The 25592-nt window shown below is 62.7% G+C and carries 25 protein-coding genes and 1 tRNA gene; 8 read left to right on the top strand and 18 right to left on the bottom strand.

What is annotated here, in order from left to right:
- The first annotated feature begins 98 nt into the window (after positions 1 to 98).
- Entirely contained in the window at positions 99 to 1031 is a 933-nt protein-coding gene (locus AC3EC3_RS10110; protein WP_488489489.1) for a DUF4238 domain-containing protein, read from the top strand.
- Between the two features lie 205 nt (positions 1032 to 1236).
- Here the strand turns inward: AC3EC3_RS10110 and AC3EC3_RS10105 are convergent, their stop codons facing one another.
- The gene (locus AC3EC3_RS10105; protein ID WP_488489488.1) at positions 1237 to 2004 is read right to left on the bottom strand and encodes an SDR family NAD(P)-dependent oxidoreductase; all 768 of its coding nucleotides are present in this window, start codon (positions 2002 to 2004) and stop codon (positions 1237 to 1239) included.
- A gap of 107 nt (positions 2005 to 2111) precedes the next feature.
- Here AC3EC3_RS10105 and AC3EC3_RS10100 point away from each other — a divergent pair, with 107 nt between their 5' ends.
- The gene (locus tag AC3EC3_RS10100) at positions 2112 to 3014 is read left to right on the top strand and encodes an AraC family transcriptional regulator (protein ID WP_488489487.1); all 903 of its coding nucleotides are present in this window, start codon (positions 2112 to 2114) and stop codon (positions 3012 to 3014) included.
- Positions 3015 to 3050: 36 nt separating this feature from the next.
- On the opposite strand, the gene AC3EC3_RS10095 is transcribed toward AC3EC3_RS10100, so the two are convergent.
- Genes AC3EC3_RS10095 through AC3EC3_RS10080 form a run of 4 tightly spaced genes read right to left on the bottom strand, consistent with a single transcriptional unit; the run spans position 3051 to position 5081 of the window.
- Entirely contained in the window at positions 3051 to 3461 is a 411-nt protein-coding gene (locus tag AC3EC3_RS10095) for a CopD family protein (RefSeq protein ID WP_488489486.1), read from the bottom strand.
- Positions 3458 to 3799 (bottom strand): DUF3817 domain-containing protein, encoded by a 342-nt coding sequence (locus AC3EC3_RS10090; RefSeq protein WP_488489485.1) that lies wholly within the window; start codon positions 3797 to 3799, stop codon positions 3458 to 3460. The genes AC3EC3_RS10095 and AC3EC3_RS10090 overlap by 4 nt, the downstream gene beginning before the upstream one ends.
- Before the next feature lie 7 nt (positions 3800 to 3806).
- Positions 3807 to 4259: a DUF6010 family protein gene (locus tag AC3EC3_RS10085; RefSeq protein ID WP_488489484.1), complete on the bottom strand. Its 453-nt coding sequence runs from the start codon at positions 4257 to 4259 to the stop codon at positions 3807 to 3809.
- Positions 4260 to 4262: 3 nt separating this feature from the next.
- Entirely contained in the window at positions 4263 to 5081 is an 819-nt protein-coding gene (locus tag AC3EC3_RS10080) for a DJ-1/PfpI family protein (protein ID WP_488489483.1), read from the bottom strand.
- Positions 5082 to 5124: 43 nt separating this feature from the next.
- Here AC3EC3_RS10080 and AC3EC3_RS10075 point away from each other — a divergent pair, with 43 nt between their 5' ends.
- From AC3EC3_RS10075 to AC3EC3_RS10065, 3 genes are all read left to right on the top strand, one after another.
- Positions 5125 to 6096: a GlxA family transcriptional regulator gene (locus tag AC3EC3_RS10075; protein WP_488489482.1), complete on the top strand. Its 972-nt coding sequence runs from the start codon at positions 5125 to 5127 to the stop codon at positions 6094 to 6096.
- A gap of 747 nt (positions 6097 to 6843) precedes the next feature.
- Positions 6844 to 7398, top strand: a complete 555-nt coding sequence (locus tag AC3EC3_RS10070; RefSeq protein ID WP_488489481.1) for a hypothetical protein — start codon at positions 6844 to 6846, stop codon at positions 7396 to 7398.
- A gap of 83 nt (positions 7399 to 7481) precedes the next feature.
- Positions 7482 to 8663 (top strand): DUF3800 domain-containing protein, encoded by a 1182-nt coding sequence (locus AC3EC3_RS10065; protein WP_488489480.1) that lies wholly within the window; start codon positions 7482 to 7484, stop codon positions 8661 to 8663.
- 18 nt (positions 8664 to 8681) lie between these two features.
- On the opposite strand, the gene AC3EC3_RS10060 is transcribed toward AC3EC3_RS10065, so the two are convergent.
- From AC3EC3_RS10060 to rlxS, 6 genes are all read right to left on the bottom strand, one after another.
- On the bottom strand, positions 8682 to 10688 hold the full coding sequence (locus AC3EC3_RS10060) for an ATP-binding protein (protein ID WP_488489479.1): 2007 nt from the start codon (positions 10686 to 10688) through the stop codon (positions 8682 to 8684).
- Positions 10678 to 11787 carry an SIR2 family protein gene (locus AC3EC3_RS10055; protein ID WP_488489478.1) on the bottom strand — a complete coding sequence of 370 codons (1110 nt, stop codon included), beginning with the start codon at positions 11785 to 11787 and terminating at the stop codon, positions 10678 to 10680. Before AC3EC3_RS10055 ends, AC3EC3_RS10060 begins: the two co-directional genes overlap by 11 nt.
- A 676-nt stretch (positions 11788 to 12463) precedes the next feature.
- The gene (locus AC3EC3_RS10050; protein WP_488489477.1) at positions 12464 to 12685 is read right to left on the bottom strand and encodes a hypothetical protein; all 222 of its coding nucleotides are present in this window, start codon (positions 12683 to 12685) and stop codon (positions 12464 to 12466) included.
- A complete protein-coding gene (locus tag AC3EC3_RS10045) occupies positions 12682 to 12906 on the bottom strand; it encodes a helix-turn-helix domain-containing protein (protein WP_488489476.1) in 225 nt (74 codons plus the stop codon). The genes AC3EC3_RS10050 and AC3EC3_RS10045 overlap by 4 nt, the downstream gene beginning before the upstream one ends.
- The gene (locus tag AC3EC3_RS10040) at positions 12903 to 13325 is read right to left on the bottom strand and encodes a CopG family transcriptional regulator (protein WP_488489475.1); all 423 of its coding nucleotides are present in this window, start codon (positions 13323 to 13325) and stop codon (positions 12903 to 12905) included. Before AC3EC3_RS10040 ends, AC3EC3_RS10045 begins: the two co-directional genes overlap by 4 nt.
- Before the next feature lie 85 nt (positions 13326 to 13410).
- Entirely contained in the window at positions 13411 to 15408 is a 1998-nt protein-coding gene (gene rlxS / locus AC3EC3_RS10035; protein WP_488489474.1) for a relaxase/mobilization nuclease RlxS, read from the bottom strand.
- Between the two features lie 291 nt (positions 15409 to 15699).
- Here rlxS and AC3EC3_RS10030 point away from each other — a divergent pair, with 291 nt between their 5' ends.
- Positions 15700 to 16086, top strand: coding sequence for a hypothetical protein (locus AC3EC3_RS10030; RefSeq protein ID WP_488489473.1), 387 nt, complete (start codon positions 15700 to 15702; stop codon positions 16084 to 16086).
- Between the two features lie 74 nt (positions 16087 to 16160).
- Here the strand turns inward: AC3EC3_RS10030 and AC3EC3_RS10025 are convergent, their stop codons facing one another.
- Positions 16161 to 17084: a HEPN domain-containing protein gene (locus AC3EC3_RS10025; protein ID WP_488489472.1), complete on the bottom strand. Its 924-nt coding sequence runs from the start codon at positions 17082 to 17084 to the stop codon at positions 16161 to 16163.
- A gap of 82 nt (positions 17085 to 17166) precedes the next feature.
- Entirely contained in the window at positions 17167 to 19008 is a 1842-nt protein-coding gene (locus tag AC3EC3_RS10020; RefSeq protein WP_488489471.1) for a ParB/RepB/Spo0J family partition protein, read from the bottom strand.
- Positions 19009 to 19470: 462 nt separating this feature from the next.
- On the opposite strand from AC3EC3_RS10020, the gene AC3EC3_RS10015 reads away from it, so the two are divergent.
- Both AC3EC3_RS10015 and AC3EC3_RS10010 read left to right on the top strand, forming a co-directional pair.
- Positions 19471 to 20433 (top strand): toll/interleukin-1 receptor domain-containing protein, encoded by a 963-nt coding sequence (locus AC3EC3_RS10015; RefSeq protein ID WP_488489470.1) that lies wholly within the window; start codon positions 19471 to 19473, stop codon positions 20431 to 20433.
- A gap of 12 nt (positions 20434 to 20445) precedes the next feature.
- Positions 20446 to 20925, top strand: coding sequence for a hypothetical protein (locus AC3EC3_RS10010; RefSeq protein WP_488489469.1), 480 nt, complete (start codon positions 20446 to 20448; stop codon positions 20923 to 20925).
- Between the two features lie 48 nt (positions 20926 to 20973).
- Here the strand turns inward: AC3EC3_RS10010 and AC3EC3_RS10005 are convergent, their stop codons facing one another.
- The 5 genes from AC3EC3_RS10005 to AC3EC3_RS09985 all read right to left on the bottom strand — a co-directional run bounded on the left by AC3EC3_RS10005 (position 20974) and on the right by AC3EC3_RS09985 (position 25556).
- On the bottom strand, positions 20974 to 22209 hold the full coding sequence (locus AC3EC3_RS10005) for a tyrosine-type recombinase/integrase (protein WP_488489468.1): 1236 nt from the start codon (positions 22207 to 22209) through the stop codon (positions 20974 to 20976).
- A 198-nt stretch (positions 22210 to 22407) separates the two neighbouring features.
- A tRNA-Gly gene (locus AC3EC3_RS10000) sits at positions 22408 to 22481 on the bottom strand.
- A 127-nt stretch (positions 22482 to 22608) separates the two neighbouring features.
- Complete coding sequence (locus AC3EC3_RS09995) at positions 22609 to 23145, bottom strand: adenine phosphoribosyltransferase (RefSeq protein ID WP_488489840.1); 537 nt, start codon at positions 23143 to 23145, stop codon at positions 22609 to 22611.
- A 255-nt stretch (positions 23146 to 23400) separates the two neighbouring features.
- Positions 23401 to 24240, bottom strand: a complete 840-nt coding sequence (locus AC3EC3_RS09990) for a cytochrome c1 (protein ID WP_488489467.1) — start codon at positions 24238 to 24240, stop codon at positions 23401 to 23403.
- Complete coding sequence (locus AC3EC3_RS09985; protein ID WP_488489466.1) at positions 24237 to 25556, bottom strand: cytochrome b; 1320 nt, start codon at positions 25554 to 25556, stop codon at positions 24237 to 24239. Before AC3EC3_RS09985 ends, AC3EC3_RS09990 begins: the two co-directional genes overlap by 4 nt.
- Positions 25557 to 25592: the final 36 nt, after the last annotated feature.

The following is a 25592-nucleotide window of genomic DNA, read 5'->3' as shown; positions in this document are numbered from 1 at the left end:
AAGGACCATATACAAGCGCAACGAACCTGCGAACTGGCGATGAATTCAGATCAAGGGCTTGATGACAAACCTCCAGGCAGGGCGTACCCGTGTCGAACTTGACCGCCAATCAGCATCACGTCTGGCAATACCATCTCAAGGCATGGGCCAACAAAAAGGATCAGGTCTGGTGCCTCCAGAAAGGCAAGCCTGCGCCTTTCATCAGCCACACCCGCAATGTTGGCAGCGAACGCTTCTTCTACGAGTTTCAGGAACTTTCTGAGCCTGACGAGCAGTATCTCGAATACATCATCAACCAGTCTAAGGATGAGAGCCTCCGCAAGCTCAATCGCGGCTGGGTGGATTCCCTCCAAACGCCATTCACTCTCCGAAGGATGCTGGCGAACTTCCCACTTTCAGATGAGAGCAAGGCTCAGGTCGAAAAGCTGCTGGATGAAACGGGAAAGACGTTTGGCGAGCAATATCACGGCACGATGGAGGAACAAGGCAAGCCAATGCTCGACAGTCTTCGGGCGGGCGATTCCAGCTTTTACATGAACGATGATCAGCAGCAGATGACCTTCATCCAGTTCATCAGCTATCAGTACTTTCGAACAGCGAAAATCCGGAATGGATACCGAGCCATTCCGCTCGACCTCCCGCATGATCGCGATAGGACGTGGCCGATTGAAGCCTTCATCTACGCGACCAATCTGGGAACAAGCCTCTACGCCCAACGCCATGAATACGAAATTGTGATCATCGACAATCGGACTGACAAACCCTTCATCACTGGCGATCAGCCAGTCATCAATTTGCTCGGCTTGAGCGACCCAGAGGTTGAACTTTTCTATCCATTGACACCTCGACGAGCCATGATCCTCTCAGCCAGCAGAGAGCGTTATCCGATCAGCCAGAAGGATGCGGGCTTGCTTGAGGTAGAAGGCTACAATTTCCAGATGTATCAGAAGTCAGACACCCAGCTTTACGGCAGCGACAAGGACTACCTGGCCACCTTTGCGGGCTTACCAAAAGGTGATTTGAGCGGCTGAGAACGAAAGGCGGCAATTGAGCATGACAGCAGGTTCCGGGAGAAGCAGCCTCCGCGCCCCTTTGGGTTAAACGGCGCATTGTGGTCGACTGCTTCCGGAAAGTCGTGGGACAAAGCCGCTACTCGCATGTCACCCTCTGGATGACTGCTTCGGTCCGAAGCAGTCATCCAGAGCGTCGTTTCATAAAGGTTGGTGAACGGTCCCGTTACCAGGGATAAGCACCGATGGAGGTATCGTCAGGGTCTCCGAACAGGCCGCCATCATGGAAGAACCCGCCGGTGGGGCCCATCGGAGGAAGCGTGGCGAGCTTGACAGGCACACGGGCGGCTTGTTCGACAGACCGGAGGCCGGGGAACTTGATTTCCGACATCTCGGTGTCGGTCGCACCGGGGCACGCCGCATTGACCTTGATACCGTTGGCTGCGAGTTCCTTGGCGAGCTTGACCGTGAACATGTTCAAAGCGGTTTTCGATGCTGCGTAACCCAGCGCCGCCATACCCCAGATCGGCTGCGTGAAATCACCGGTGAGGGTGACGGAACCGATGCCGCTGCTCATGTTGACAATGCGGGCCATGGCCGACTTGCGAAGCAGCGGAACGAAGCCCTGGGTCACGCGAACTGTCCCGGAGAAATTCGTGTCGAAGGCGCGACGAAGGTCGTCGATCTTCTCCTCGCTCGGCGGGGACGCATAGTCGATGCCAATGCCGACATTGTTCACCAGCACGTCGAGATGGGGCGTCGCCGCTTCGATCGTGCTGACGGCGGCCCGGACGCTCTCATCGTCGGTGATGTCGAGCTGGACGAAATGGGCGTCTATGCCCTCGGCGCGCAATTCCTCCTCGGCCTCGCGACCGCGAGCTTCATCGCGCGCTCCAATCCAGACCGTGTGGTTCAGCTTGCCCAACTGCCGGGCAATTTCACGTCCGATACCCTTATTGGCACCGGTAACCAGGGCTACTCTTTTCTCAGTCATATCAGCCTCCTTGCTGTTGACTGGAACATAGGCAGCGGGGCGCCTGAAGCCATTCCCGATCACTCCAGAGGCTTGCCTGATCCTGCCAAATATGCTTTTGCGATGGGATGACTGTCCCGTTTCCGATCATCGATCAGCTCCGTCAGAGCGTGACCCCGTTCGTGACGCTGCGGGATGGTGCGTTTGGCCGCGAAACGCCGCTACCGCGCGTAACGGTGTGGTCGAGCACACAGACCACCCCGGCGGTCCCGGGGGTCTTGAAAGCGCTGTTTTACGTCGTGCTTCAAGGCGCGAAGGCCGTGACGGTGGGCGGCAACAACTACACGCTTGGCCCGGGTGACTGGGCGGCTTCAGCCTTCGGCGTGCCTTATGTAGGGGAGTTGACCGAGGCCTCGATAACGACGCCCTACATAGCGATCAGCGTCGATCTCGACGCCGATGTTCTTAACGGCGTCATGCTCGATAGACCCAGTCAGGATGGTCCATGTGCGTGTTCCACGGCAGGCACCGAGCTGAAGGGGCGAGTTGGCGACGCGTTTGCCCGCTACATCGGCCTACTTGAAGACGACGAGGACAGGGCCGTGCTCGCACACGCTTATGAGCGCGAGCTCTACTATCGCTTCCTGAAAGGCCCCATGGCTGCAACCTTGCGACAGGTTGCACAGCGAGACGAGCGCACCCAGCGCATCAAGACTGCGGCGGATTGGCTCAGTACCCATCATGACAAGCCAGTGGTGATGGCCGAACTGGCGGCGTCGGTCGGGATGAGCCTGACCTCGTTTCACCGGCACTTCAAGGCCGTCACTGGTCACAGTCCCCTGGTGTTCCAGAGACAGATGCGCCTTCTGGAAGCGCGGCGGCTGCTCGTCTCCGGCAACCTCAGCGTAGCGAAGGTTGCCTATGCGGTCGGCTATCTCAGTGCCCCGCAGTTCAGCCGCGAATATAAGGGGATGTTTGGAACGCCGCCGGTCGCAGACGTCGGAGCCCAAGATCGGCTTGTCGTCGTCTGAAACGCCGGGTCGAAGGTCACCGGACGCGCGCTCCGATCAAAATGGCTTGCTCACCACGAGAAGCGCGATGGCCGAGACTGAAATCGCAATCGCGGTTGGGCGGATTAGAGGCGTTGCCCCTGGCGCGCCCAGGTCGCCGCGCTCCAGCCTTCGCAGACGGCCCGACTGAACCCCGTGCAGCCCGCTCAGGGCGACGACCAGCCCGAGCTTCGCCCAAAGCCAGTGGCTCGAGAACCAACCACCGCTGGAGGCCAGCATAGCGCCCGATAGCCACGCCGCCAGCATCGCGGGCAACGTCACCTTCTGATCCCATCGGGAGATGAGCCGGACCGTCTCCTCTCCGCCGCGTTGCCCCGCGGCGACGCCAAATGCTTGCACGAAAAGCCCGCCACTGAAGATCAGCACGGCGGCGACATGAACGGCTTTCAGCCACAGATATTCCGTCAAGGCTCCACCGAATGTCGAGGGAGCGCGGCCGCCTTCCGTTGCAGCAGTCCGACATTGGCAAAGCCACCGAACGGGACGAATGCTGCCGCTATCAGCCTCGCAATCTCGCCCCGCGACCAGTCGCCGCCTCCCGTTGCAACGACGACGACGGTCCAGGCGTAGGCCACGAACGCGGCCCCATGTATCGGCCCCATGATCCGGGCCGCCTCCGGGTATCCCAGGACGTGCTTGAGCGGCACCGCTATGAAAAGCAGGATCAGGAGTGTGCTGGCCTCTATGAGAGAGGAGAGCCGCAATCTGCGGATCAGGGCGCCATCCTCGGCGGCAGCGACGATCACAGCCGGCTCAGGAGCCTGCATTGCTCGCCCCTCGCAATGAACCGCGAATTCGATCGACCATCGCCGGCACCGATGGCGCACCCATGGCGTACCAGAGTGCGAGCACCGGGTCGCAGATCGCGCAGCCGAACGACGAGATCGGCACGAACAAGATGATCGGATTGCCGTAGAGATGATGAAGATAGTCCCACACCGTGTGGGCCAACCATCCGGCCGCGATTGCGCGGTAGTTCGACAGCCCGGCATAGGCGAGCCCCGTCATGACGGCGCAAAAGGCAAACTCCCAAAGGCCGAAACCGCCGCTCAGGTAGGCTGCTCCCGCTCCTGCGAGAAACACGGCGCTGAACTTCTGCCTGGCGGGCTCCGTCAGCACAGAGATCAGCCCGATCATGACGAACGCCACCAGCATGGGAAGGATGAGTTGCGGGACAGTGGCCTCCGCAAAGAAGGTTGCAGGCATGATCTACTTGTCGGTGGTGCTTGGGGACAGATCGCCCGCCGGCTGCGTGGAGCGTCGACTTTTGGCGATTTCGAGGCCTCGTTGAATTTCCGCCTGGCCCATGCCGTCCAGCGCAACCTTCGTCAGCTCCGGCCCGGCAACGCGCGGGTGCCCGGTACTGAACGGCGGTTGCGGATCGTATTCCATCATGAGCTGGGTGACTTTCGCCACTTGCTCGCCCCGCAGTTCGGCAAGCAGGGTCAGCCCGAAGTCGATCCCGGCGGTTACTCCGCCACCGGTGAATCGGTTGCGGTCTGCAACGACGCGCTCGCGGCCTGCTTCCACGCCCAGCGCCTCGAGCACATCGTACATGGCCCAGTGCGTTGCGGCACGGTAGCCTTCGAGCAATCCTGCCATGCCGAGCAGAAGCGCTCCTGAGCAGACAGAGGTGATGTAGCGCGCCTTGGGACCGGTCTTGGCCAGGAAATCGATGATCTCGTCGTCCGCCATCGCATCGTTCGTGCCGAACCCGCCAGGCACGAACAGTATGTCCAACTGGTCGGGCGCATCGTCAAAGCTATGGGTCGGATTCAATGAGACGCCTCTGTCGGTCGGCACCGGGTCCGAGGTCTTCCAGAACAGCAGGGTCTGCGCATGCATGCCCAGTGCTGCCTGTGGCCCAGCCAGATCGAGCAAGGTGAGGCCTGGGAACAGCACTATTCCCACCTTTAGGGGCTGGTCGGAAAGAGCGGGCATTTGCGCAGACATATGGCGGGACTCCTTGGTGCAGCGCCTTAATATCCTCCGCACGAACTGTTGGTGAGTGGCAGTAATGACAATCATCGATTATATCCTGCCATTCTGGGCAGCGTGACGTGGAGATGGAATGCGTTTGAAGGAGGATAAGAAGCATGAGATCGCGATCCTCGCGCTCAATGGGGTGCTGCCTTTCGATCTCGGCATTGCGTGCGAGGTGTTCAGCCACGTTCGTCTGGCCGACGGCTCCTCTCCGTATCGCGTCAGGGTCTGCGGGGAATCCCGCCGGATCAACGCGGGCGCGTTCGTGTTCACGCCGCCTTGCACCCTCTCGGGCCTGGCCGACGCCGATACGATCATCGTCGCGGGTATTGCAGATCCCGGGCGCCTCGTGCCGCGCCCTGTGACGGAGGCCCTCCGATCGGCCTGGACGGGAGGCGCACGGCTCGCGTCGATATGTACAGGCGCGTTCGTCCTAGCGGCGACCGGCCTCCTCGACGGGCAGCGGGCAACGACACATTGGCGCGCCGCGACCGAACTGGCGCAACGCTTTCCGTCGATCATGGTCGAGCCCAACGTCCTGTTTGTCGACGAAGGCCGTATCGTCACATCCGCCGGCGCGTCTGCGGGGATCGACATGTGCCTCCACCTAGTCGGCCGCGATTACGGGCAGGCGGTGGCGGCTGACGCGGCGCGGCTTGCGGTAGCGCCGCTGCACCGCGATGGTGGACAGGCGCAGTTCGTGCGGCAGGCGCCGACCGTCGTTGCGACAAGCCTGGCGCCGCTGACCGACTGGATGCTGGCCCATCTGGATGAGCGCCTCGACATCGAAACCCTGGCCGCGCGCGCATGCGCCAGCCCGCGAACGTTCGCCCGCCGGTTTCGGGAGCAGACTGGCGCAACCCCGATCCAGTGGCTCCTGACCGCACGGGTACGTCGCGCTCAAGAACTGCTTGAGTCGAGCGATGCACCGATCGAGCAGATCGCAGCCGATGCAGGCTTTGAATCACCGGTGACGTTCCGGGCACGGTTCAAGCGCGTCGTGGGCGTTAACCCCGCAGCGTACCGCCATCGCTTTGCTGCTGGTAGCGCCAGTTCCTAATCCACAATGCGGAATAATCTCTAGACATACGCGTGCTTGGAAAGTGCCGAGTTTTGGCCTCGACTGATGGGGCAAACCTCCTGAGCCAGATGGCAGCTTCTGTCATATGCTAACCTTGGCAAATACAATCCTGAACGGCGCATCCTGGTCGGCAGTCGCCGGAAGGTCGTGGGACTTTCCGGCCGATGCCGCATGCCGTGTCCAACGGCTGCTCTCGCCAAAACCTGCCACTTGGTGGGCTTGGCAGCTCCGCCACCAAATTTGCCATCGAAGTACACGAACCATCGTTCTGACACGAGCTTCTGACACCAGTGAAGTCGCGGAGAACCGTGCATTTGCGCGTGGTGTCAGAACCGTCCTGTTGTGACACCAAAAATAGACCAAGGTGAATAGCTTGGGCAAAGAGTGACTAGACTTTATGGCGTGTGGGGCGTCATCAAGGCAGGGTAGCGAGGAGCAACTATGACGGACGCGAGGCCAAAAACGCTAGTCGAACTACCATTCGAACAAAGACGATACATAGCTGTGGTGAGCAATGAGGACTTCGACAAGCGGATGGTGCCCCCGGAGCCGGATGGAAGTGTCGGATCAGTATGGCCGGTACTCGGGATGGTCGCCTCGGCGTTCGTACCTGGCGGCCTCCTCTTACGGGGAGGACTGGCCTTAACGTCATTCGCTGCTGGGATTTATACAGCGAACCGTGGGAGCAAACCGCACCCGGCGTCAGAATCGGTAATCCCAGTCACCATGCAGCAAGCGACCGAGCTTACGTTTCGTACTGGTTCGGCCGAAGTGGGACAGGTCTATGCCGCTAATCCGGTCAGCGACATGATTTATTATCAGATCGGGTCTTACAACGACGATATGGTGGACCATAAGCTCAGCGAGCTTGAGCGTTTGCTCAACTCGCTCGGCGCAAAACATTATAAGGTCAGTTATCAGGATAGCGATAGCTCGCAGAACACCGCATCTGCGAAAGTTAAACGCGTTGCAAGCGGAGGGCTTGAAACTGAATTGACTAGGTCCCGCAAGCGACGCTTCGAGCGCAGCGGGACCTCCGATGGCAGGGAACCAGCCCTACCGAACAACTTAATGTGGTTTCATCGTGAACCGTCTTGGCAGGCATTGGCTGAGGCTCGCCTGCAGGGCAGCCGGAGAGAATTCGCCCTGTCCGTCGAGTTGGAACAAAGTCTCAAACTCTCCGCAAAAGCGTTAGCGGATATCAAGGCCATGAAGCTGAACGTGGAGGCCGGACACCAACGGAGTACGAACTTGGCGCTGTCCGTCACGGGTAGTTTCTAGGTGTCATAACCGACCGGTTGTGAAACCGAGCGGACTTAACGGCAAGCGTTGATGTGGCCGTCCTCAATCGCCACCTAAACTCGATGGAAACACCTCTTCCCATCTTCTGCGACGAGTCGGGTCACACGGGTCCTCGTCTGCTCGATCCGATGCAACGCATCTTCACGTTCTCGGCGGTGGCCATCGACGACGCCGAAGCTTTCGAGATCCTCCGCGACGCGCGAGCTGCCCATCCGGTGCAGATGCCCGAGCTCAAGGCCGGCGCGCTGCTGAAATCCCCGGCGGGCCTGGCATTGATGCAGTTCGTGCTCGAGCGTTCGGTCGGTCGGTTCCGCGCCGTCGCCTACGACAAGGTCCTCGCACTTGCCGGAAAGCTCTTCGAGTACGTTTACGAGCCGGTGCTGCAGCACGACCCAGGCATCGTCTATCGCAAGGACCTCCACCGGTTCGTTGCCATGTATTGCTATATGTTCTTCACCGAAGACGACGTTCGGGGCGAGCAGGCGCTGCGACAGTTCGAGCGATACATGCGGACGCTACGCCCTGAGGAGGCGCCACTGCTGTTTGACCCACCGTTCGTCAGGCCTGACGAGGAGGGTGATCCCTTCGCCATGGTGCTGACCTTCTCGCGCGCATGCCGCGACATTATCGTCTCCGACAACCGGGAGGCGGAGGAACATTCGCCCGATCGCGGGAAGTGGCTACTCGATCTCGCGATCTCGTCCTTGTGGAGCTTGCTCGACGACTTTGGTGCGGAGAGGCGTCCGCTTCAGGTGATCTGCGATGACAGCAAGCCGCTGCGTGCCCAAGCGGGCAACTTCGTGGGCGAAATGCTCGCCTTCGCCCAGGGACGTGCTGCCGAGCTTCTTCCGGATCGGCAGCGGAACGGGTTCACCCTGTCTGGACCGGTCGGGTTCGGCGATAGCCGCAACCACCCCGGGCTGCAGATCGCCGACATCGTGGCGGGCGGACTGGCCAAGGTCCTGTCCGAGATGAGCAGGCGGGACGACTCGCCAATACGCGAGGATCTGCGGCCGCTTGCGGACCTCCTGCTGCCGGCAATGAGCCAGCATTCGGTCATGCCGGACTATGAGAGGATCGACACGTCCGGTCGAACCGCGGCGGTTAACTGGACCGTGCTCCAGCACCTAGCCGAGGAGGCGGCACACGGTCGAGATCCCAGAGCCAACCTGGAACGCTGGTATGACGTCGCGGAGGTCGCGTTCGCGCGCGGAGACTTCGCCTCGCTCAGCGGGAATGGCTAGCGGCGCACCTCATCGGGACTAAACCAGATCGTCCACATCGCCATCGGCAAGATCAGCTGGAGCCGGAGCCAAGCTGATCCCCGCCTTTCGACCGGCTTCGTGAAACCATAGATTGACGATCTTCGCGTCGTCGCTCGCGGGCAGCGGGTCTGCCGGCCGGACACGGAAGGTGGTCGGCAGGTTGACCGCGTTGCCGAAGACGAGCGCATGCTGCTTGGGGAGGCTGGGAAGTCGTCGGAGCACCCCCTCAGAGATCGATGGCGACATCTGCCTGATCTGCGACAGGTCGTCGGGGTTCTGGATGCGGTGCACGACGAAGTTCGAGCACTGCGAGAGAACAGTTTTGGAAAGCTCGCTCGGCCGCTGCGACGCCACCATCAGAAATAAACCGTACTTGCGGCCTTCCTTTGCGATCCGCTCGAATACGCGACCGGCGTCCAGCGCGTAGCGGGACGGCGTCGCCGATACGTAGCGGTGCGCCTCCTCTAGCAGAAGATGGACGGGGAAGCGGTTTCGTGGATTCGCCTGCCGAAGAAGGCGGAATATCATCCGCGCGACCACGGCACTGACGAGCTCGACCACCTCGTCCTCGACGGCATTCATATCAATGATGACGATCTGCGCGGACTTGGCGAAGCCACCCCCCATGGGTTGAAGACCGAGCAGGCGTGCCAGGAAAGGTCCGGCATCCGCCGCGGCGTCCACGGCGCTGTGGCGAAGAAACGCATAGTCACGTCGCTCGAGCAGCGCCTTGAAGCGCGTGACCATCTGAGAGCAATAGTCGCGGATCTGCCGGTTGCCGTGGGATTCCTCGTATAGAAGCGCGAGGTCGATCGCGTCGCCGAGGGCTGCGAAGTCGAAGGGGCTGTTGGTGTAGTCGGGCAGCTTGAAGTCGGACAGCACGAAGCCGCCTTCGCCGTCGGCCCCCTGCAGGTACTCGAACGCGTCCTCAATGTTGTCCATGTTGCCGTATTTGACGGCGATGGCGTCCCCGACCGTTCCCGAGTTGATCTCGGCGGTGCGGAAACGCTGCAGGATACCTAGAATGCGCGTTTCCTTTGCTCCGGGCGGGCTTTCGTCCGACAGTATCTGGGTGATGCACTTGGCGAGAATGTGGTTTCGGATCTCGGTCAGCTGGCTGTTCGTCGTTCCGCCGAAGAGCGTAGCGAGCCCAAGCGCCATGCGGAGGATCGGGACCTGAGTGCGCTCGCTTGCCTGGAGCAGCAGCTCCCATTCCGATAGGTCGAGGAACCAGTGGGGAATCCGAAACCTGCCAGCGGTGGCGGTGCCGTCGAGGATGAGCCGGCCGACCCCAATGACGCCAGTCGTGGACAGGTCCTCGAAAGCTTGGTGGTATTCACCGTTTACGTCGAGCACCACGAATGTCGCGCCGCGGGCATGATGCTCATCGGGCTTGTCGAACAGCTCCTGCATGATCGACGCAATTGTGCACGACTTTCCGCTGCCCGTGTTTCCGAGCACCGCAGCGTGGCCGCCGAAGAACTCGTCAATACGGATCTTCACGTCGTAATCCTCGAAAACGACGGACCTACCGATCTCCAGAATGCGCAACCGCGTCGCCTCGGCCGGCACGGAGTCCGCCCCATCGGGACCCGACGATCGCTCCGATGCCGGGCTGGTGTCGAAGATTCGGTCTAGCTCCCCGTCGAGCGCGTAGAGGGCGTCGGCGTAGAGGGAGGGAAACACGGATACCCCGAAGCGGAAGCGTCCGCCCTCGATTGGCAGCATGCCGACGGGCACCACGTCGAGGAACTTGGCGGACGCGGCCTTGTCGATCTCGCCGCCGGCACCCGCGTCGCGCTCTCGCAACCCGACGATCTCGGCAACCACGTATTCCGCCTGCGCGGGTATGATCACGAAGGAGCCCAGTCGAGCGACGTAGTGGACGTCGTCGAAGCCGACGACGGTGAAGCTGTCGGTGCCGCTGTGCATCTCGATGACAAAACGATCTGCGGAGACGGCGACCACCGATCCTATCGCGCGACGCCGGTCGTCAGTTGGCATCCTGGCCGTCCCCGATGCTGGTGGAGGCTGGAGCCATGGCCCGCAGGACCTGCTTGACCGCCTCGTCGATGCGGTCCGAGGGCTGCCTTGGAAGCAGGTGCTCGACAATCGTGGAGAAGTAGTGGGCAGGCGCGCCGCCTGGCGGACCATTTCCCCCGATGATCCATATTCTCGGATCGCCGAGCGCGCGGAGTTTGCCGATCTCGCCCGCCGAGTCCGGAGCGGCAAAGACGACGAGCCGGAAGGTTGGGATGGTCAGCGCCTGGTAGATGATGTTGTTGATGTGCTCGTCCCCAAAGGCGTAGCCCATCGTGACAAGGACGCTCTGCTCACGGACGATGCGCGACTGAAATTCACGGAACAGATCGGCATAGGGCGAGCCCAGGCTGGAGTTTTGCTTCGCGGGTGTCGGGAAGATCATCACCTTCGACGGGGCAGTCTGCGGCCATGTCTCGCGGATCGGGTAGAGACCGTGATCGTCCTCCGTCCAGCTGATCGAGCCGTGCAGCTTGCACAGGTAGACGAAGCCATCAACGGCGGACCACTTGCGGTTCGAGATGTCGAGCTGCTCGGCAAGGGCGTAGCGGAACGTGGCGGGATTAAATCGCCGCTCGACCACACCCGAGAATCCGTTGGCGTATGGCAGCCCCAGGCGATCCATCGCCCGTTCGCTGAATAGGTCGTAGTTCGTCGTGAAGATCCACGGCCGCGGGAGCGACCGGTCGCGCAGCACCAGCCGGCGATAGAACGATTCGTAGAGCGAGAGGACGGTGTCGTCGCCCTTTGCAAAGTAACCAGTGGTGCAGCGTTCCCAGAGGAAGGACTGTATCTTGGCAATCATGCCTTCAACCCGCGCCAACTCCTCCCCCTCGCCGGCGTCGTCGCTGCGGGTCAGTACGAACCGGAGCGCGTGCAACGTCTCCATGAGCCGCTCAAGGTTGGAGGTGTACTCGCCCGTCAGAGAAAGCCCGTGCCCGGCAAGGCAGCTCCGGTCCGCAGCGTCAAATCCCCATGCCGCGTCAAGATCGTCAGCCGCGCAGAACTCCTCGGCCAAGGGCTTCATTGTCGAGATGCCAACTTCGGCGCCATCGACGGTCATGGAAGAGCATCCTGCACCAAGGAGAAACGCGATGTTTCTCGCGCCGAGCGCCTCTCCCAGTACCTTCCTGACCTGCTCAGGCCCTTTGTCCCAGTCGAGCCGCTGCGTTCCGTGATCGCCGTTTCGAACGAAACTGAAACTGTCGTCCGTCGTAGCTCCATCCATCGCGCTTTCCCCGTGTGAGTGCCCCCCGTTCAGCGTCTCCTGCAACCTCGCCCCCCAACTTCGGCCGCGGTTGATCCGCGCAGCAAACCCTTGTGCAGGCGTGTGTTTGACATCGCAAGCAGGATGGAGTCTGTTAGCATCACGAAGTTCGGTGTCGGCCCGAACTAGTCGTGCACAATGGTCCTACGTACGCTGCTTAAGCGCTCGTAAGTGGCTAGGTCACGATGCACCAAGTATGGTGAAGTGGATTGTGTCATAACCGAGCGGTTGTGACACCCCCGAACAGCCGCTTTTCGCCTCCCGCAGTTGAAAGCGGCATATCGGCAAACAGCCCATTCCCGGGCGCTCCGCGATGACCAGTTGGATAAGTGCTGGGCGTCGGATTTTAGGAAAAGCTACCGCTCGAGGCGCAGCCGACGAACGGCGCATTGTGGTCGCTTCCGACCGGAAGAGCAGGCTGTCGGCACCTGATACGAAAATCAGATGCCGCTGGAAAAGGTAGACGCAGAAATTACCGATGGTCTTCGCGTTGATGACAAGCGAGCGAAGCCCCCGCCTCACCGATCCTGCCATCTACGCGCGCCATCGCGACCATAATGCTGCTCACAAGCCGGTCCTCGGCTGCAATCCTGACACTGTCATCTGCAGAACAAAGCGCCTCGCGCTGCTCGTTCGTGACCTCCGCCACAACCGCCGTCAGCATGGCGCGCAGAAGGATGTGGTGGATGCTCATGCCTCTCCCCTTTCGCGGGCATCGGCAATCAGCCGTTTGAGGCTCTCGTAAGACACCAGCGTCATCGCCCCGACCTTGACGATCTCGATACTGCCGTCGGCAATGAGCTCGTAGAGCTTGGAGCGGCCGATGCCGGTCAACCGGCAGGCCTCGGAAATGCGGACCGTCAGCGGCTCGGTCCTGCAGGTACCTGGCGCGGCGCGATCGGATGGACTGCTCATGTCTCGTCCTCCTCCGGCGAAGATGGGGCAGCTCTTGGCTTGTCTCTGGTCTTTTTCGCCGCCAGCTCTCCCGCCTGCCTGAGGAAGTTCTCGTAGCGACGCAGGCCCAGGCTGCGGGTCTCCTCGTCGAAGGCCGGGTGATGCGCGGTGAAGGTCAGATAGTAGCGCACGAACAGGCCGAGCACTTCAGTCAGGTGATCGACCCGCTGGTCGAGCCGCTCGGCCGCGCGGACTTGCCGGGCCAGCACCCTGCCGAACTGCGCGCCCGCCTGCTCGTCGTCGGTGCGCTGGACCCAAGCCGCGAGGGCCTCGCTCAGGATCGTCGTCTTCGATGCGCCCGGCTCTGCGGCCATGGCGTCGAGCCGGGCCGAGAGGTGGTCGGGAAGGTAGAACTGGTGGCGGGTCTTGCGCGTTTGCATGGGAGCCATGATGAGCAAGGCTTACGATACGCGACAGGGTCTCTCCGGTATCCCAAGGGGTATGCTCGGGATCATCAGCCCAGCTTTATCCGATTTGGGGCCCCGAGCGTTGGCGACCGAAGGTCCAGTTGATGCCGCCGCTTCGCTCGATGGCGCCTGCAACGCTGCGGCCGAGCTGCTTCTCCAGCACCGGCTGCCAGGGCACCAGGGTGAACTCCCGGGATTTCTGGATCACGGCATACTTCTCGCCGCCCACGTTCACGGCCTTCCGATAGACGCCCTCGACCCGGCCGCCTTCCATCGGCGTGAAGGCAAGACCAAGCTCGCCGGAGAGCTGCGCGCCGACGCGGCGAAGCTCACGCCCGCGCAGCGTGGCGATAAGATCGCTGCGGTAGCGGAAGGTGTTGCCGTCCTGCTCGGCTAGCCCCTGCTCCACGAGCCACTGCTGCCGCTGACGCAGCGCCGCCGTAACCTCGCCGCCCATGCGCCCGTGCAGGCGCTCCTGCGGGCCTTCGACGCACTGGCGGTCGAGCCATGTCGGGCCGTCGTGGCGGACGATCTGCTCCAGCGGCCGGTCGGCCAGTATGTTGACGATCACCGGCCGACGCTGGGCCTGGCGCTCCTCGTAGCGCTGCGCTTCGCCCAGATAATCCGGGCCAACGATCCACGTGCCGTTGGGCTCGCGGTCCACCAATGCCCCGTCGCGCCGCAGCGCCTCGAGCCTGCGCACATGGGCCTCAGCGAAGCGTTCCGAAGCGTAAGGATCGTGAGCGAGGTGAAGGTTGATGGTATAGCGTCCGTTGCTCGCTGCAGCGACCTCGGCGATCACCGGGTCGGCCTTGCGCAGACCGAAGTCGGAGGGCGACACCCTGACCAGCCCGCCGCGCCTTGCCCCCTCGGCGATGTCCTCTCCCAGATCGACAAAGAGAGTGCGGCCATCGGTCGCCTCGACGATCAGGTAATGACGATCGGCGTGCTCGTCGCTGAGGCCCCGGTCGAGCACGCGGCCGACGAAGGGCTTGGCTTGCACAGGCTCATGAATCGCATAGTCCTCGGGCAGCACCTCGGGATGGCTGCGCAGGCGTTCGTGCATGGTGGCGATGATGTCGCCGCGCCTGCCCATGGTGCGCAGCTTCGTCTCGAGTTCGGGATCGAGACGGTAGCGTCCCCTCTCTTTACCTTCCTCTTCGGCGAGCCCCATCGAGCGTAGCGTGCCAAGGCGGGCTGCCCGCAACGCCTGCTCCGCCGGATCGGCATGCCATACCGAGGCCAGCCCCCTGTCGCCCAGATCGCTTAGCAGGCGCCGGTCGATCCTGGTGAAGCGCTCCTGCGTCACTTCGCGCTCGTTGGCTGCGGCGATCTCCCGTTCGGTACGCGGCCCCAGATCGCGGCTGACGATCTCGCAGGCCCGCGCAGCCATGCCCTGGCTGATGTAGTCGCGGGCGATGACGAGATTCTGCCCCGTATCGTCCACGCCGCGCACGACGATGTGGGTATGGGGATGGCCGGTGTTGAAGTGATCGACCGCGACCCATTCGAGCGACGTGCCCAGGTCCTTTTCCACCTGCTGCATGAGCCTGCGGGTCACCGGCCGCAGATCGGCGTACTGCTCGCCGTCCTCGGGCGCGACGATGAAGCGGAACTGGTGCCGGTCCCCGGCGCCCCGCTCGAGGAAGGCCTTGCCGTCGGCGCGGTCGTTGTCCGGGCCGTAGAGCGTGCCGCGCTCGCCCTCGCGGGTGGTGCCATCGCGCTGCAGGTAGCTGAGGTGGGCGGCGGCGCCCTTGGCGCCCTTGCCCGCAAGCTTCACGAAGCGCGCCTTCACCACCACCCGGCGCGTCCCTGATCCGCCGTGACGGAGCCCATCGCCGAGCATCCGTGCGGCCGCCACACCGCGCCCGGTCCGCGCGCCGGTGAAGCGCGGCTTGCCCTGCCCCTTCGACAGCCGCGGTCCGCCCGCCTGGTTGACGGCGCGGCGCAGGGCGTGGCGCATGGGCCGCTCCTTTCCGATATGGCCCAGCCACACGTCGAACCCGTCGTCCATTGCCGCCTCCTTGTTGCTTTCGATGCCTGTCGGAACCAGCAATCAGGGGACGCGCACGCGCGGCGGCAAGGGCCTCCACCGATGCCTCCCGATAAGCGCCTGCAAAGCCAGCATTTCTTCGCGATCTGCTCCATGAGTGGAGGCTTAGGCTGGGCTCGGGCCCTCCCTATCTCTTAAGAAAAAGACGTGCAGACAGCCACTTAGTCGAATTCGTGAGACAGGGGCCTTTAACTTGCCATAGCTCCTTTTCTCCCAAATTCCCCTTAAACCCCGGCCCATCATCATCATCGCCCTTCGTGATGTTCACTATATGTTCTATACATGCGCCATCACATGAGTCGCGATGAAGGACAGAGCATGGGCGTGCGGATCGAAGCCGAAGCAGGACACCGCCTGCACCTGACAGGGGACATCGAGACCGTTCTCGATGTCCCGGCGCGCGGGATTGCGGAGGGGTTTTCGCTGGCGTTTTCGGATGGAACGCTGGTCCAGGGCACGTGCATTCCGGGCGGCAATGCCTGCCGTTTCGGGATCGCCAGCGAGGGCGCGGCGATGGCCAGGATCACCCGTCACGGGCTTGGCGATGCGCTCGAACTGGACTGGGATTTCGACTGGATCACGCTGGCCTGCGGCGCGCAGACGCTGCAGCCGGACGCCCTCGATGAGAGCGAGGACGTCCTGCAGCTCACGCTCGACATCGAGGTGCGGGAAGAGGCCTGAAGGGGGCCAGGAAGGCGATCAAGCCGATGATCGGTGGGCGCCAGAAAGGTGTCCGCCCCCCTGTAAAACAGGGGTCAGCCTGCTTCGCGGACTTCCGAGGCGAGCAGCGCTAGGCGCTGCTGGCAGACTTCTTGCACGAGCTGTCCGAGCGTTTCGACCCGTGCGGCAAGCCACGACAGGTCTTCTTTCGAGATGCGGTAGTGCTTGGAGTAGCGCGCCTTCACGTAGGCGTCCTTCAGCTTCTCGAAGAGTGCTCGTTCACGCCGGGTATCACGGGGCCACGCATCGACAAGGCGCATATCAAGACCCTCGGCCTGCGTGCGCAGGAAGGCGAGGTTATGGTTGTGCGGCGTGTAAAAGGTGCTGACCAACAGAACGCAATGATAGAGGCTCTCGGCGGTCTGATGGAGATCGAAAGCGGCCTGTTTTGTGTAGTCCTTACCTATCAAAAAGTGGGCACTTTCAAACCGCTTCATCGCCGACGGAAACCACTCGTCGAAGTATTCCTGCGCCATCGCCAGCGCCTGCTCCGGCGTCTTGGGCTTGGGTTCTGGCAGCGGCCTGTCGTCGGCCTCGAACAGCACGACGCCGTCACGGGCGATGTCCATGAAGAAGTAGCGTCCGTGGGCCAGACCGTCGCCGACTTCCTGCCACGTATGGACCACGAAGTTCGCAGGCGTACGCAGTCGCCCGGCCAGCTTCTCCTCGATCAGGCGCTGATCGGCAGCAGTCCAGTGCGCGGCGCGGTCGGTCAGCTCCTTCTGGTTGACGATCACCAGCAGGTCGAAGTCCGAGACGTAGCCCTTGGCGGTATGCGGCTCGTCGACCCAGCCGCCGCGCGCATGGCTGCCGTAGAGAATGACCTTGAGAATGCGCCCCCGGCGACGGCGCGCCGTGGCGTTCTCGTGGGCGGCGGCAAACTCCTCGAACAGTATCTGGACCACGCGGTCCAGGTCCCGCTGCTTGCTCGCAGGCAGATGATCGAGGTCGGTTTTCATGAGGCTAGACTCGCCGTTATCCTGAGTGTTGCCAAGTACAAAGTGGCAGGCCGGTCCCACTTGGGACCGGCCCTATCCCTCGTCATGCCGCCTCGGGCAAGGCGTGATCGGTGTCCGCGTCCACGTTCGCTTCGGCTTCGTCGCCTTCGGCGTCCGCATCTTCCGTTTCTGCCACAGGCTCCTCGGCAGCTGCGATCCGTGCCGCCCGCTCGGCGCTGCCGACCCCGCTCCTCTTGGTGTAGGCACCGGCCGGGAAAGCCATCCAGCGCGGCACCCAGCTCTCGCGCTTGGGCCTGCCGTTGGTCCCGGTCAGGCAGTCGCGGATGATGCCCCGCTGCACCTTGGTGGTTGCCTTGGCGTTCTCGGCAGCAACGCTATCGCCCGCCACGTCGGCCAGTAGATCACCCATGACTTCGCGGTCGCGCACGGCGTCGAGCAGGGCATCGTCGGCCTGCCAGACATCGGCCATGGCAACACCCATGTGCTGGCCGAGGAGTTCGATCAGGCCAGTGCCCACATCGAGGGTTTCGCCCATGACCACGGCGAGGACGCGCATGACATCGGCATCGTCCAGCGCGATCAGCTGCCGAACCAGGCCACAGATGCCCTGCCCATCGGCATCGCTGCCGGTCACGGTCGCCGTCTCGGCATCCAGTCCGAACAGGGCCAGCGCCTTGCGCCGCCGCGCATCGAACAGGCTTTCCGACAGGCAGCCCTCGACGCTCTCGCCCACCGCATCGCTCGGCGCCTTCTGCGGTTCGATCCGCACCGTCCACAGCCCAGAACCGATGATGGCATGGGCCACCATTACCCGCAGCGACAGGCTGGTATCTTCCACCAGCTTGGCCCGCACGGCGGCATGGCGGTGCAGGTCGATATAGGCATTGAGGGTGCTCGTCACTTCGGGCCGCACCGCCTTCTCCAGCGTCTCGCCGCGCTCCAGCTGCCGGGCCTCCCTGGCGGTAACATAGCCTTCGTGAAAGGTGACATCACCGCGATGGCCGATAGCAACATAGACCCTGCCGCCCTTGGCCTTGGAACACGCAGCGTACTCCCACGAATGGAACGTCTCGCCCTTGGGCATGACGACCACTTCACCCCATCCGGCATCACGTAGCGCCTCGGCCCGATTTTCCACTTCAGGCATCTGAAGGCCCCAAAAGGCCTCCGAAGAGGCAAAATAGGCCTCGTTTCCGAACAAATCGGCGATGATTTCAATCTTGTAATCGGCCGGATCGAACAGCGCCGCGCCGACCGGGATCGATGCGCCGCCGAACAGCCATGCCTTGAGCCACGCCCCCGTTGGCGCCGTTGCCCGCTCGTCATCATGGAGCGCCAGCCACTCCTTCTGCTTCGCCTTGGACGCCATGGTCAGGTGCCGAAGCGACACCGCATCGATGCCGTCTGCCCGATAGAGATTGCGCAGACGCGGGATCAGGTTGCCCAGCGCCAGCGTGCGCTTCACCTGCAGGGCCGTCAGGCCGAAGGTCAGGGCAATGCCGTCCACGTCGCGTCCCTCGCGCACCAACCGGGTGAAGGTTTCGCAGCGTGTCATCTCGTCGGGATCGAGCCGGGCGATGTTCTCAATCAGCGAGGCTTCCAGCGCCGCCGCATCGTCGCCGGGCTCGATCACCGCGCAGGGCAGGTCTTCGATGCCGCCGCCTTCTTCGACCACGGCCAGCGCCGCATGGAACCTGCGCTTGCCTGCCAGAATCTCGTAGGTCGGAGCATGCTCGCCGGTCGCCAAACCGGCCTCGAACACTGCACTGCCAGCCCCAATCATCTCGCGAACGATAAGCGGCACCAGCACGCCCCGCGCCCGGACCGAGGGCAGGATATTGGCGATGTCGCAGGTCTTCCTCGTACCCCGCATGTTGAGGCTGGAAACCGACAGACGGGTAATGTCGATGTGCTTGAGTTCCATGATCCTTCACTCCTTCTCATCGCGCGCGTTGACCGGCCGGAGGGCGGGGTGGGCGACAGGAGCGATCCGGCAGGCCCGCCGTCAGAGGCGGGGCGCACCTGAAAGGCCGAAACGAAGTGGAGGACCTGGGCGAGAGCCCAGGTTGCGCGCCGCCGCGGCGGGCCTAGAGGTGAGTGACGCCCACACCGCCTGCCCGGCAGGTCAAAAAGCAACGCCTGCGCGCGTAAGCGCGCTGTCCGCATCAGGATCGCGCAGCGGGCCGGCGCCTGCCAGCGATCGTAGCCCGCATGGGACGAGACGCCGCAGGAGGCTCGGTCGGAGCAAAGCGGAGATAGAGCGCGACCGCGCCAGCAGCGCGGGGCAGCACATCGTTCAACTGTCCCTTCCCACAACTTCACGGCCGACCAACTTGTCGGAACAGACATGGAACGCTATGTCGGGGGCATTCGGAGGAGCAACATTTTGGCTACGCTGTTCTTTTCCTATTCTCACAAAGACGAAGCGCTGCGCGACCAGCTTCAGACGCAACTCTCTATGCTCAAGCGCCAAGGCGTGATCGAGACATGGCACGATCGCCGGATCACCGCCGGCGAGAACCTGGACCATGCCATCAGCACGCATGTGGAGAATGACGACGTCATCCTCCTGCTGGTCAGCCCGGACTTCCTCGCGTCCGACTACTGCTACGAGGTCGAAATGAAGCGAGCGATGGAACGGCATCAAGCCGGACAAGCAATCGTCATCCCCGTCATTCTGCGTCCCTGCGATTGGCACGGGGCCCCGTTCGGAAAGCTGATGGCAACGCCGACCGATGGCCGCCCCGTCACGCAATGGCCGGACCGGGACGAAGCGTTTCTGGACGTCGTCCGGTCAGTGCGGGCTGCGGTCGAAAAGCTCGGTCCGATCGAGACCAAGAGCATGCCCGCACGATCTTCTGCCCGGCTTACATCACCAGGCGCGGCAGCAGTGGCAAGCGCCGCGCCCCCACGCTCCAGCAATCTTGCCCTGGCGAAGCGCTTCACCGATCGTGACAAGGACGCATTCCTGCACGAGGCATTCGACTATGTCGCCTCGTTCTTCGAAAACTCGCTGACGGAAATCGCAGCACGCAATCCCGGGATCGAGGGCGCTTTTCGCAGGGGCGATGCAAACCGTTTCTTCGGCACGGTGTATCGCGAAGGTAAGGCCGTCACCCGATGCACGATCTTCATGGGCGGTATGCTGGGTCGGGGGATCAATTTTCTCCACGGAGAGACCACCGACAGCAACAGCTGCAACGAGAGCATCACCGTCGATGCCGACGATCAGTCGTGCTTCCTGCGTCCGATGATGAGCATGGGCAGGCGGTCCGAGCCCAAGCTTACGTTCGAAGGCGCCGCCGAATATCTGTGGGAGATGTTCATCCTCCCACTGCAAAGCCGGTAAGGGGAGCTACACATGGAACTGCGCGGAATATCGGGTGTCGTGGCACCAGATGATATCAAACCAGGACTCTTTTACCTGCGAAGCAACGGCGATGGTGGGACGCGGTTATGCTTCCGCGTCGGCCGCGCCGACGACCAACGTGAGCCTCAAAAATGGGACGTCGTGTTCGACCGCCCAGACCGGCACGGGATATTCTTTTCGGAAGCCGACAATTACGAGCCTGTCGTCGCACTGCCCCCCGTTTCCATCAAGATCGACCGGACATCTCTTGCAGGCAACCGGTTCACGACGACATTCCGACCGCCGCTGATTGCTGTCGTGGGTCAGGAAGTTTTCATGCAAGCAACGGATAATAGGCACGGCAGTCTGACCTTCAGTCTCGCCTCTGGAATGGCTTGTTCGCCACCTACCGCGTGGGCCGCATTTTCAAGGTGGTCGCTAGTCATCGATGATCGCGACAACGAGGCCACCCTCTACAGCTGCGGCGATTGAAAGCCTGGGCTGATCCACTTTCTGCGGCGTAGGCATAGCGCACCCAGCTCATCCCCGCGCCTGCCGAAACATCGGTCGGAGCACTTCGGCCCCTTGGCGCAATTCGTCGAGGTGATCGCTCCACCATTGCGCCATTTCCACGCGCTCATTCCAGTGCGCTCCGCGGTGATAGGCGGCACGCACCTTGTCGCTGTCACCATGAGCTAACGCTCGCTCGATCGCATCGGGATGCCACTTGCCGCTTTCGTTCAGCAATGTGGAAGCCATGGCGCGAAAACCGTGGGCGGTCATCTCGTCACCGGTGTAGCCGAGCCGTCGCAATCCGGCATTGATCGTATTGTCGCTCATCGGTCGGGTACGGCTGCGGATAGATGGGAACACGAACCCTTTGGGGCCGGTGATCGCCTTTGCGTCGCTAAGGATCGCCACGGCCTGCGTCGACAAGGGGACGAGATGGTCCTTGCGCATCTTCGTCTTCACAGCAGGGATCGTCCACAGCCTGCCTTCGAGGTCGAACTCGCCCCAATCCGCATGCCGCAATTCACCGGGGCGGACGAAGACATGCGGAGCCAACTGCATCGCCAGTTTCGAGATCGGCTGACCATCGTAGCCGTCTATGGCCCTCAGCAATTCGCCGACGCGGTCAGGTTCGATGATTGCACCGTAATGCGTGACCGTCGGCGTCGTCAGGGCCCCGCGCAGGTCGCGCGTGGGATCGGATGTCAGTCTCGCGGTGGCAACGGCATAGCGAAACACTGACCCGGCCAGCTGCATTGTCCGGCGCGCGCTTTCCAGTTTGCCCTTGGTCTCGATCCTGCGCACGGCCGCCAGAACGTCCACCGGCTCGATATCGGTGATGGGCATTCCTCCGATCGAACCCTTGAGCAGTGACAGAAGGTATTCGCACCGTGTCGCGGTGCTCGGCGCCCACCCGCCCGCGCCATCGCTCCTGCGCTTCTCGCAGTACTCGGCTGCCAGCGCGGAGAAGGTCATCTCGGCTTGGTAGCGCGCACGTACCTTGGCGCGGCGCTTCTCGATCGAAGGATCCTTGCCGGAGGCGACGACGTCGCGCGCTTCATCGCGCTTGCGCCTTGCGTCGGCGAGCCCGGTCTCCGGATAGATGCCAAGAGCGAGCTTACGCTCCTTGCCATGAATCCTGTATTTGAAGCGCCAAAGCTTGCCGCCGGTCGGCTGGACAAGCAGAAACAGGCCCAGTGCATCTCCCATCTTGTATGGCTTGGCCCGTGGCTTGGCGTTCCGGATAGCGATATCGGTAAGTGCCATGATTCGTTGCCTTTTCCGCGGCGTGGCCCCCGCTTGGGGGCCACACTAATCGCCCGGAAAATGCCATGCCCCCGTTTGGCCCCCATATGGGGCGGATGGGGGTGGATTTAGGTGGTCATACCCGGACGAACCAAGACACCAAAGTCCAGGTTTTCTGCGGGTTTTATACCATTTTCAGAGTGATTTTGGAAGGACGGCTGGAGCGGGTAGCGGGAATCGAACCCGCATAGCCAGCTTGGAAGGCTGGAGCTTTACCACTAAGCTATACCCGCTCATGCCGCATGGAGGCTGTCGCCTGCATATCGGGAAGCAGCGCTTGCCACGGGAGCAGGCGCGTAGTCAATCCGCTTTGCGCACCGGGAGGCAGTTTTGCACGCCCCCCGTTTACAAGCCCGCCGGTCAGTGCCCGTCGAACGTCATCAGCGTACGGCAGGCGATATTCGTCCCTGCCAGTCGCGCGCGACCGCCGAGTTCGGGCAGTTCGACCGCAAACAGCGCCTCTTCCACGACCCCGCCCGCGCGGCGCAGCAGTTCCGCCGCAGCCATCGCGGTGCCGCCCGTGGCCAGCAGATCGTCGACCAGCACCACGCGGCGTCCTTCGCCCACGGCACCCGGATCGACTTCCAGCGTATCGGTCCCGTATTCCAGCGCATAGTCGATGGCGAGCACCGCCACGGGCAGCTTGCCGGGCTTGCGCACGGGAATGAAGGGCAGGCCCATTGTCGCAGCCATTGCCGCACCAAAGATGAAGCCACGCGCCTCGATCCCGGCAATCGCCTCCGCACCGGCCGCGCGTGCAAGCTCGGCCATCGCGGCCACGGCGGCAGCAAAGCCGGGACCGTCGCCGATCAGCGTGGTCACGTCGCGGAACAGGATGCCGGGCTTGGGGAAGTCCGGGATCGTGCGGATGAGCGCCTTGAGATCCGCTTCCGTCATGCCACTGGGAGTCATAGGATTGAGGGTCATGTCAGTCTGGGTCATGCGGGCCGGATGGCCCCCGCTCCGGCGAGGGTCAAGGCGTTATCGGCAGGCCGAGACGCCCTCCCCTTAGGGCCTATCGACATTCAGATGATGGCGAGCCGAAAATGGTGATTTTTCGAGACCCGGAGCGCAGCGTACTTCCTGTACGTGAGCACCGGAAGCTCGGGAAAGCGCGATTTGCAAGCCGTCAGGGCTGAATGTCGATAGGCCCTAGTGCTTCGTGCCGGACCAGATCTGGCGGTATGAAAGATAGCCCATGCTGGTGGCGAACAGCAGGAAGCCGAGCACGACCCAGCCGGTCTGCTTGCGCTTGTCCATCTTGGGCTCCGCCGTCCAGATCAGAAAGGCGGCGACGTCGGTGGCCATCTGGTCCACCGTCGGTTTCGGATTGCCCGGCCCGTACTGCACCTGCCCGTCGGCCACCAGCGGCGGCGCCATCGCGAGGTTGAGGTTCGCGAAATAGGGATTGTAGTGCAGGCCCTGCGGCGTCTTCGCATCGGGGAAGCGGCGCAGCAGCGAGGCAGGCTGGGCGCGGAAGCCGGTGAGCAGCGAGTGGACATAGGCCGCCCCGCCCTCGCGCGCCTTGACGATCAGCGAGAGGTCGGGCGGGATCGCGTTGTTGTTCGCCGCGCGCGCCGCCACATCGTTGGCGAAGGGCTTGGGGAAGTAGTCGGTCGGCGTGCCGGGGCGCATGTTCGCCTCGCCGGTCACCGGATCGATGCCGGGAACCTGCATGCCCGCCGCGATGGCCTTCACCTCGGCCTCGGAATAGCCGATCTGCGAAAGGTCGCGGAACGCCACATGGCTGAGCGAATGGCAGGCCGAGCAAACCTCGCGATAGACCTGAAAGCCGCGCTGGAGCTGCTGGTTGTCGAACCGTCCCAGCGGCCCGTCGCTGGCGAAATGAATCTCCTTCGGCTCACGGTGATAGGCTTGCTCCACCGTCTGCGCCGCCGGGTCTTCGATGGCAGTCATCGCCCCGTTGTAGAACGACCAGCCGAGCCCTGCGGCAAAGAACAGCCCGACGAGGATCGAAACGAGGCGGATCATGCCGTTGCCTCCTCGCCCGCTGAAGCAGGCGGTGGGGCCGGCGGCAAAACCGGCGGCACCTCATGATCCTTGCCCAGCACCGATTCAGTGATCGAGAACGGCAGCGGATCGGGGCGCTCCAGCAGCGAGACCAGCGGCAGCACGATCAGAAAGTGCGCGAAGTAGTAGATCGCCGCCAGCTGGCTGATCATCACATAGGGCTCTGCCGCAGGGGCACCGCCGCACCAGCCCAGCACCAGCACGTCCACCACCAGCACCGCGAAGAACCACTTGAACACCGGGCGATACTTGCCCGAGCGCACCGGCGAGCGGTCCAGCCAGGGCAGGAAGAACCAGACGAGGATCGCGCTGAACATCGCCAGCACGCCCATCAGCTTGGCGGGAATGAAGAAGAAGTTCGAGGTGAAGGCGCGCAGGATCGCGTAGAACGGCCAGAAGTACCATTCGGGCACGATGTGCGCAGGCGTGCTCATCGGGTTGGCCGGAATGTAGTTGTCCGGGTGGCCGAGCATGTTGGGCGCGAAGAACACGAAGACCGAAAAGATGATCGCGAAGACGCCGATCGCCCAGCCGTCCTTGGCGATGTAGAACGGGTAGAACGGCACCGTGTCGCTCTCCTGCTTCACCTCAACCCCGGTGGGGTTCGACGAGCCGGGAATATGCAGCGCCCAGATATGCAGGATCACCACGCCCACGATCACGAAGGGCAGCAGATAATGCAGCGAGAAGAAGCGGTTGAGCGCGGCGTTGTCCGGCGCATAGCCGCCCAGCAGCCACTGCTGCAGCGGATCGCCGACCAGCGGTATCGCGGAAAACAGCCCGGTGATAACCTTGGCGCCCCAGTAGCTCATCTGCCCCCAGGGCAGGACATAGCCCATGAACGCCGTCGCCATCGTCAGCAGGAAGATGACCACGCCCAGCAGCCACACCATCTCGCGCGGGGCCTTGTACGATCCGTAGAAGAAGCCCCGGAAGATATGGATATACATCACCACGAAGAACGCCGAGGCGCCGTTGGCGTGGGCATAGCGGAACGCCCAGCCCCAATTCACGTCGCGCACCGTCATCTCGACGCTGTCGAACGCGACCTGCGTATTGGCGGCATAGTGCATCGCCATGACCACGCCGGTCACGATCTGGATCATCAGGCACAGGCCCGCCAGAAAGCCGAAGTTCCACCAGTAGTTGAGGTTGCGCGGCACCGGATAGCCACCGCCCACCGCATTGTAGACAAGGCGCGGCAGCGGCAGGCGCTCGTCCAGCCACTTCATCGCGGGGTGCTTGGGTTCGTAGTGCTTGGCCCAGGGAAAGCTCATGGCAGCCTGCTCCTCATGTCCTTCACCTTCCCCACC

Source organism: Novosphingobium sp. BAM6 (assembly GCF_057784955.1).
Note: the sequence above shows the minus strand (reverse complement) of the source record. Positions and strands in the feature narration are given on the sequence as shown.

Coding starts and splice junctions, on each gene's coding strand:
- AC3EC3_RS10045 (WP_488489476.1), bottom strand. CDS start 12,906: ATGAGCAGTCCATCCGATCGCGCCGCGCCAGGTACCTGCAGGACCGAG.
- AC3EC3_RS09995 (WP_488489840.1), bottom strand. CDS start 23,145: ATGACGGAAGCGGATCTCAAGGCGCTCATCCGCACGATCCCGGACTTC.
- AC3EC3_RS10100 (WP_488489487.1), top strand. CDS start 2,112: ATGACTGTCCCGTTTCCGATCATCGATCAGCTCCGTCAGAGCGTGACC.
- AC3EC3_RS10065 (WP_488489480.1), top strand. CDS start 7,482: ATGGAAACACCTCTTCCCATCTTCTGCGACGAGTCGGGTCACACGGGT.
- AC3EC3_RS10020 (WP_488489471.1), bottom strand. CDS start 19,008: ATGGAACTCAAGCACATCGACATTACCCGTCTGTCGGTTTCCAGCCTC.
- AC3EC3_RS10060 (WP_488489479.1), bottom strand. CDS start 10,688: ATGCCAACTGACGACCGGCGTCGCGCGATAGGATCGGTGGTCGCCGTC.
- AC3EC3_RS10105 (WP_488489488.1), bottom strand. CDS start 2,004: ATGACTGAGAAAAGAGTAGCCCTGGTTACCGGTGCCAATAAGGGTATC.
- AC3EC3_RS10075 (WP_488489482.1), top strand. CDS start 5,125: ATGCGTTTGAAGGAGGATAAGAAGCATGAGATCGCGATCCTCGCGCTC.
- AC3EC3_RS10080 (WP_488489483.1), bottom strand. CDS start 5,081: ATGATTGTCATTACTGCCACTCACCAACAGTTCGTGCGGAGGATATTA.
- AC3EC3_RS10050 (WP_488489477.1), bottom strand. CDS start 12,685: ATGAGCATCCACCACATCCTTCTGCGCGCCATGCTGACGGCGGTTGTG.
- AC3EC3_RS09990 (WP_488489467.1), bottom strand. CDS start 24,240: ATGATCCGCCTCGTTTCGATCCTCGTCGGGCTGTTCTTTGCCGCAGGG.
- AC3EC3_RS10040 (WP_488489475.1), bottom strand. CDS start 13,325: ATGCAAACGCGCAAGACCCGCCACCAGTTCTACCTTCCCGACCACCTC.
- AC3EC3_RS10005 (WP_488489468.1), bottom strand. CDS start 22,209: ATGGCACTTACCGATATCGCTATCCGGAACGCCAAGCCACGGGCCAAG.
- AC3EC3_RS10030 (WP_488489473.1), top strand. CDS start 15,700: ATGAGTCGCGATGAAGGACAGAGCATGGGCGTGCGGATCGAAGCCGAA.
- AC3EC3_RS10055 (WP_488489478.1), bottom strand. CDS start 11,787: ATGACCGTCGATGGCGCCGAAGTTGGCATCTCGACAATGAAGCCCTTG.
- AC3EC3_RS10085 (WP_488489484.1), bottom strand. CDS start 4,259: ATGCCTGCAACCTTCTTTGCGGAGGCCACTGTCCCGCAACTCATCCTT.
- AC3EC3_RS10010 (WP_488489469.1), top strand. CDS start 20,446: ATGGAACTGCGCGGAATATCGGGTGTCGTGGCACCAGATGATATCAAA.
- AC3EC3_RS10025 (WP_488489472.1), bottom strand. CDS start 17,084: ATGAAAACCGACCTCGATCATCTGCCTGCGAGCAAGCAGCGGGACCTG.
- AC3EC3_RS09985 (WP_488489466.1), bottom strand. CDS start 25,556: ATGAGCTTTCCCTGGGCCAAGCACTACGAACCCAAGCACCCCGCGATG.
- AC3EC3_RS10070 (WP_488489481.1), top strand. CDS start 6,844: ATGCAGCAAGCGACCGAGCTTACGTTTCGTACTGGTTCGGCCGAAGTG.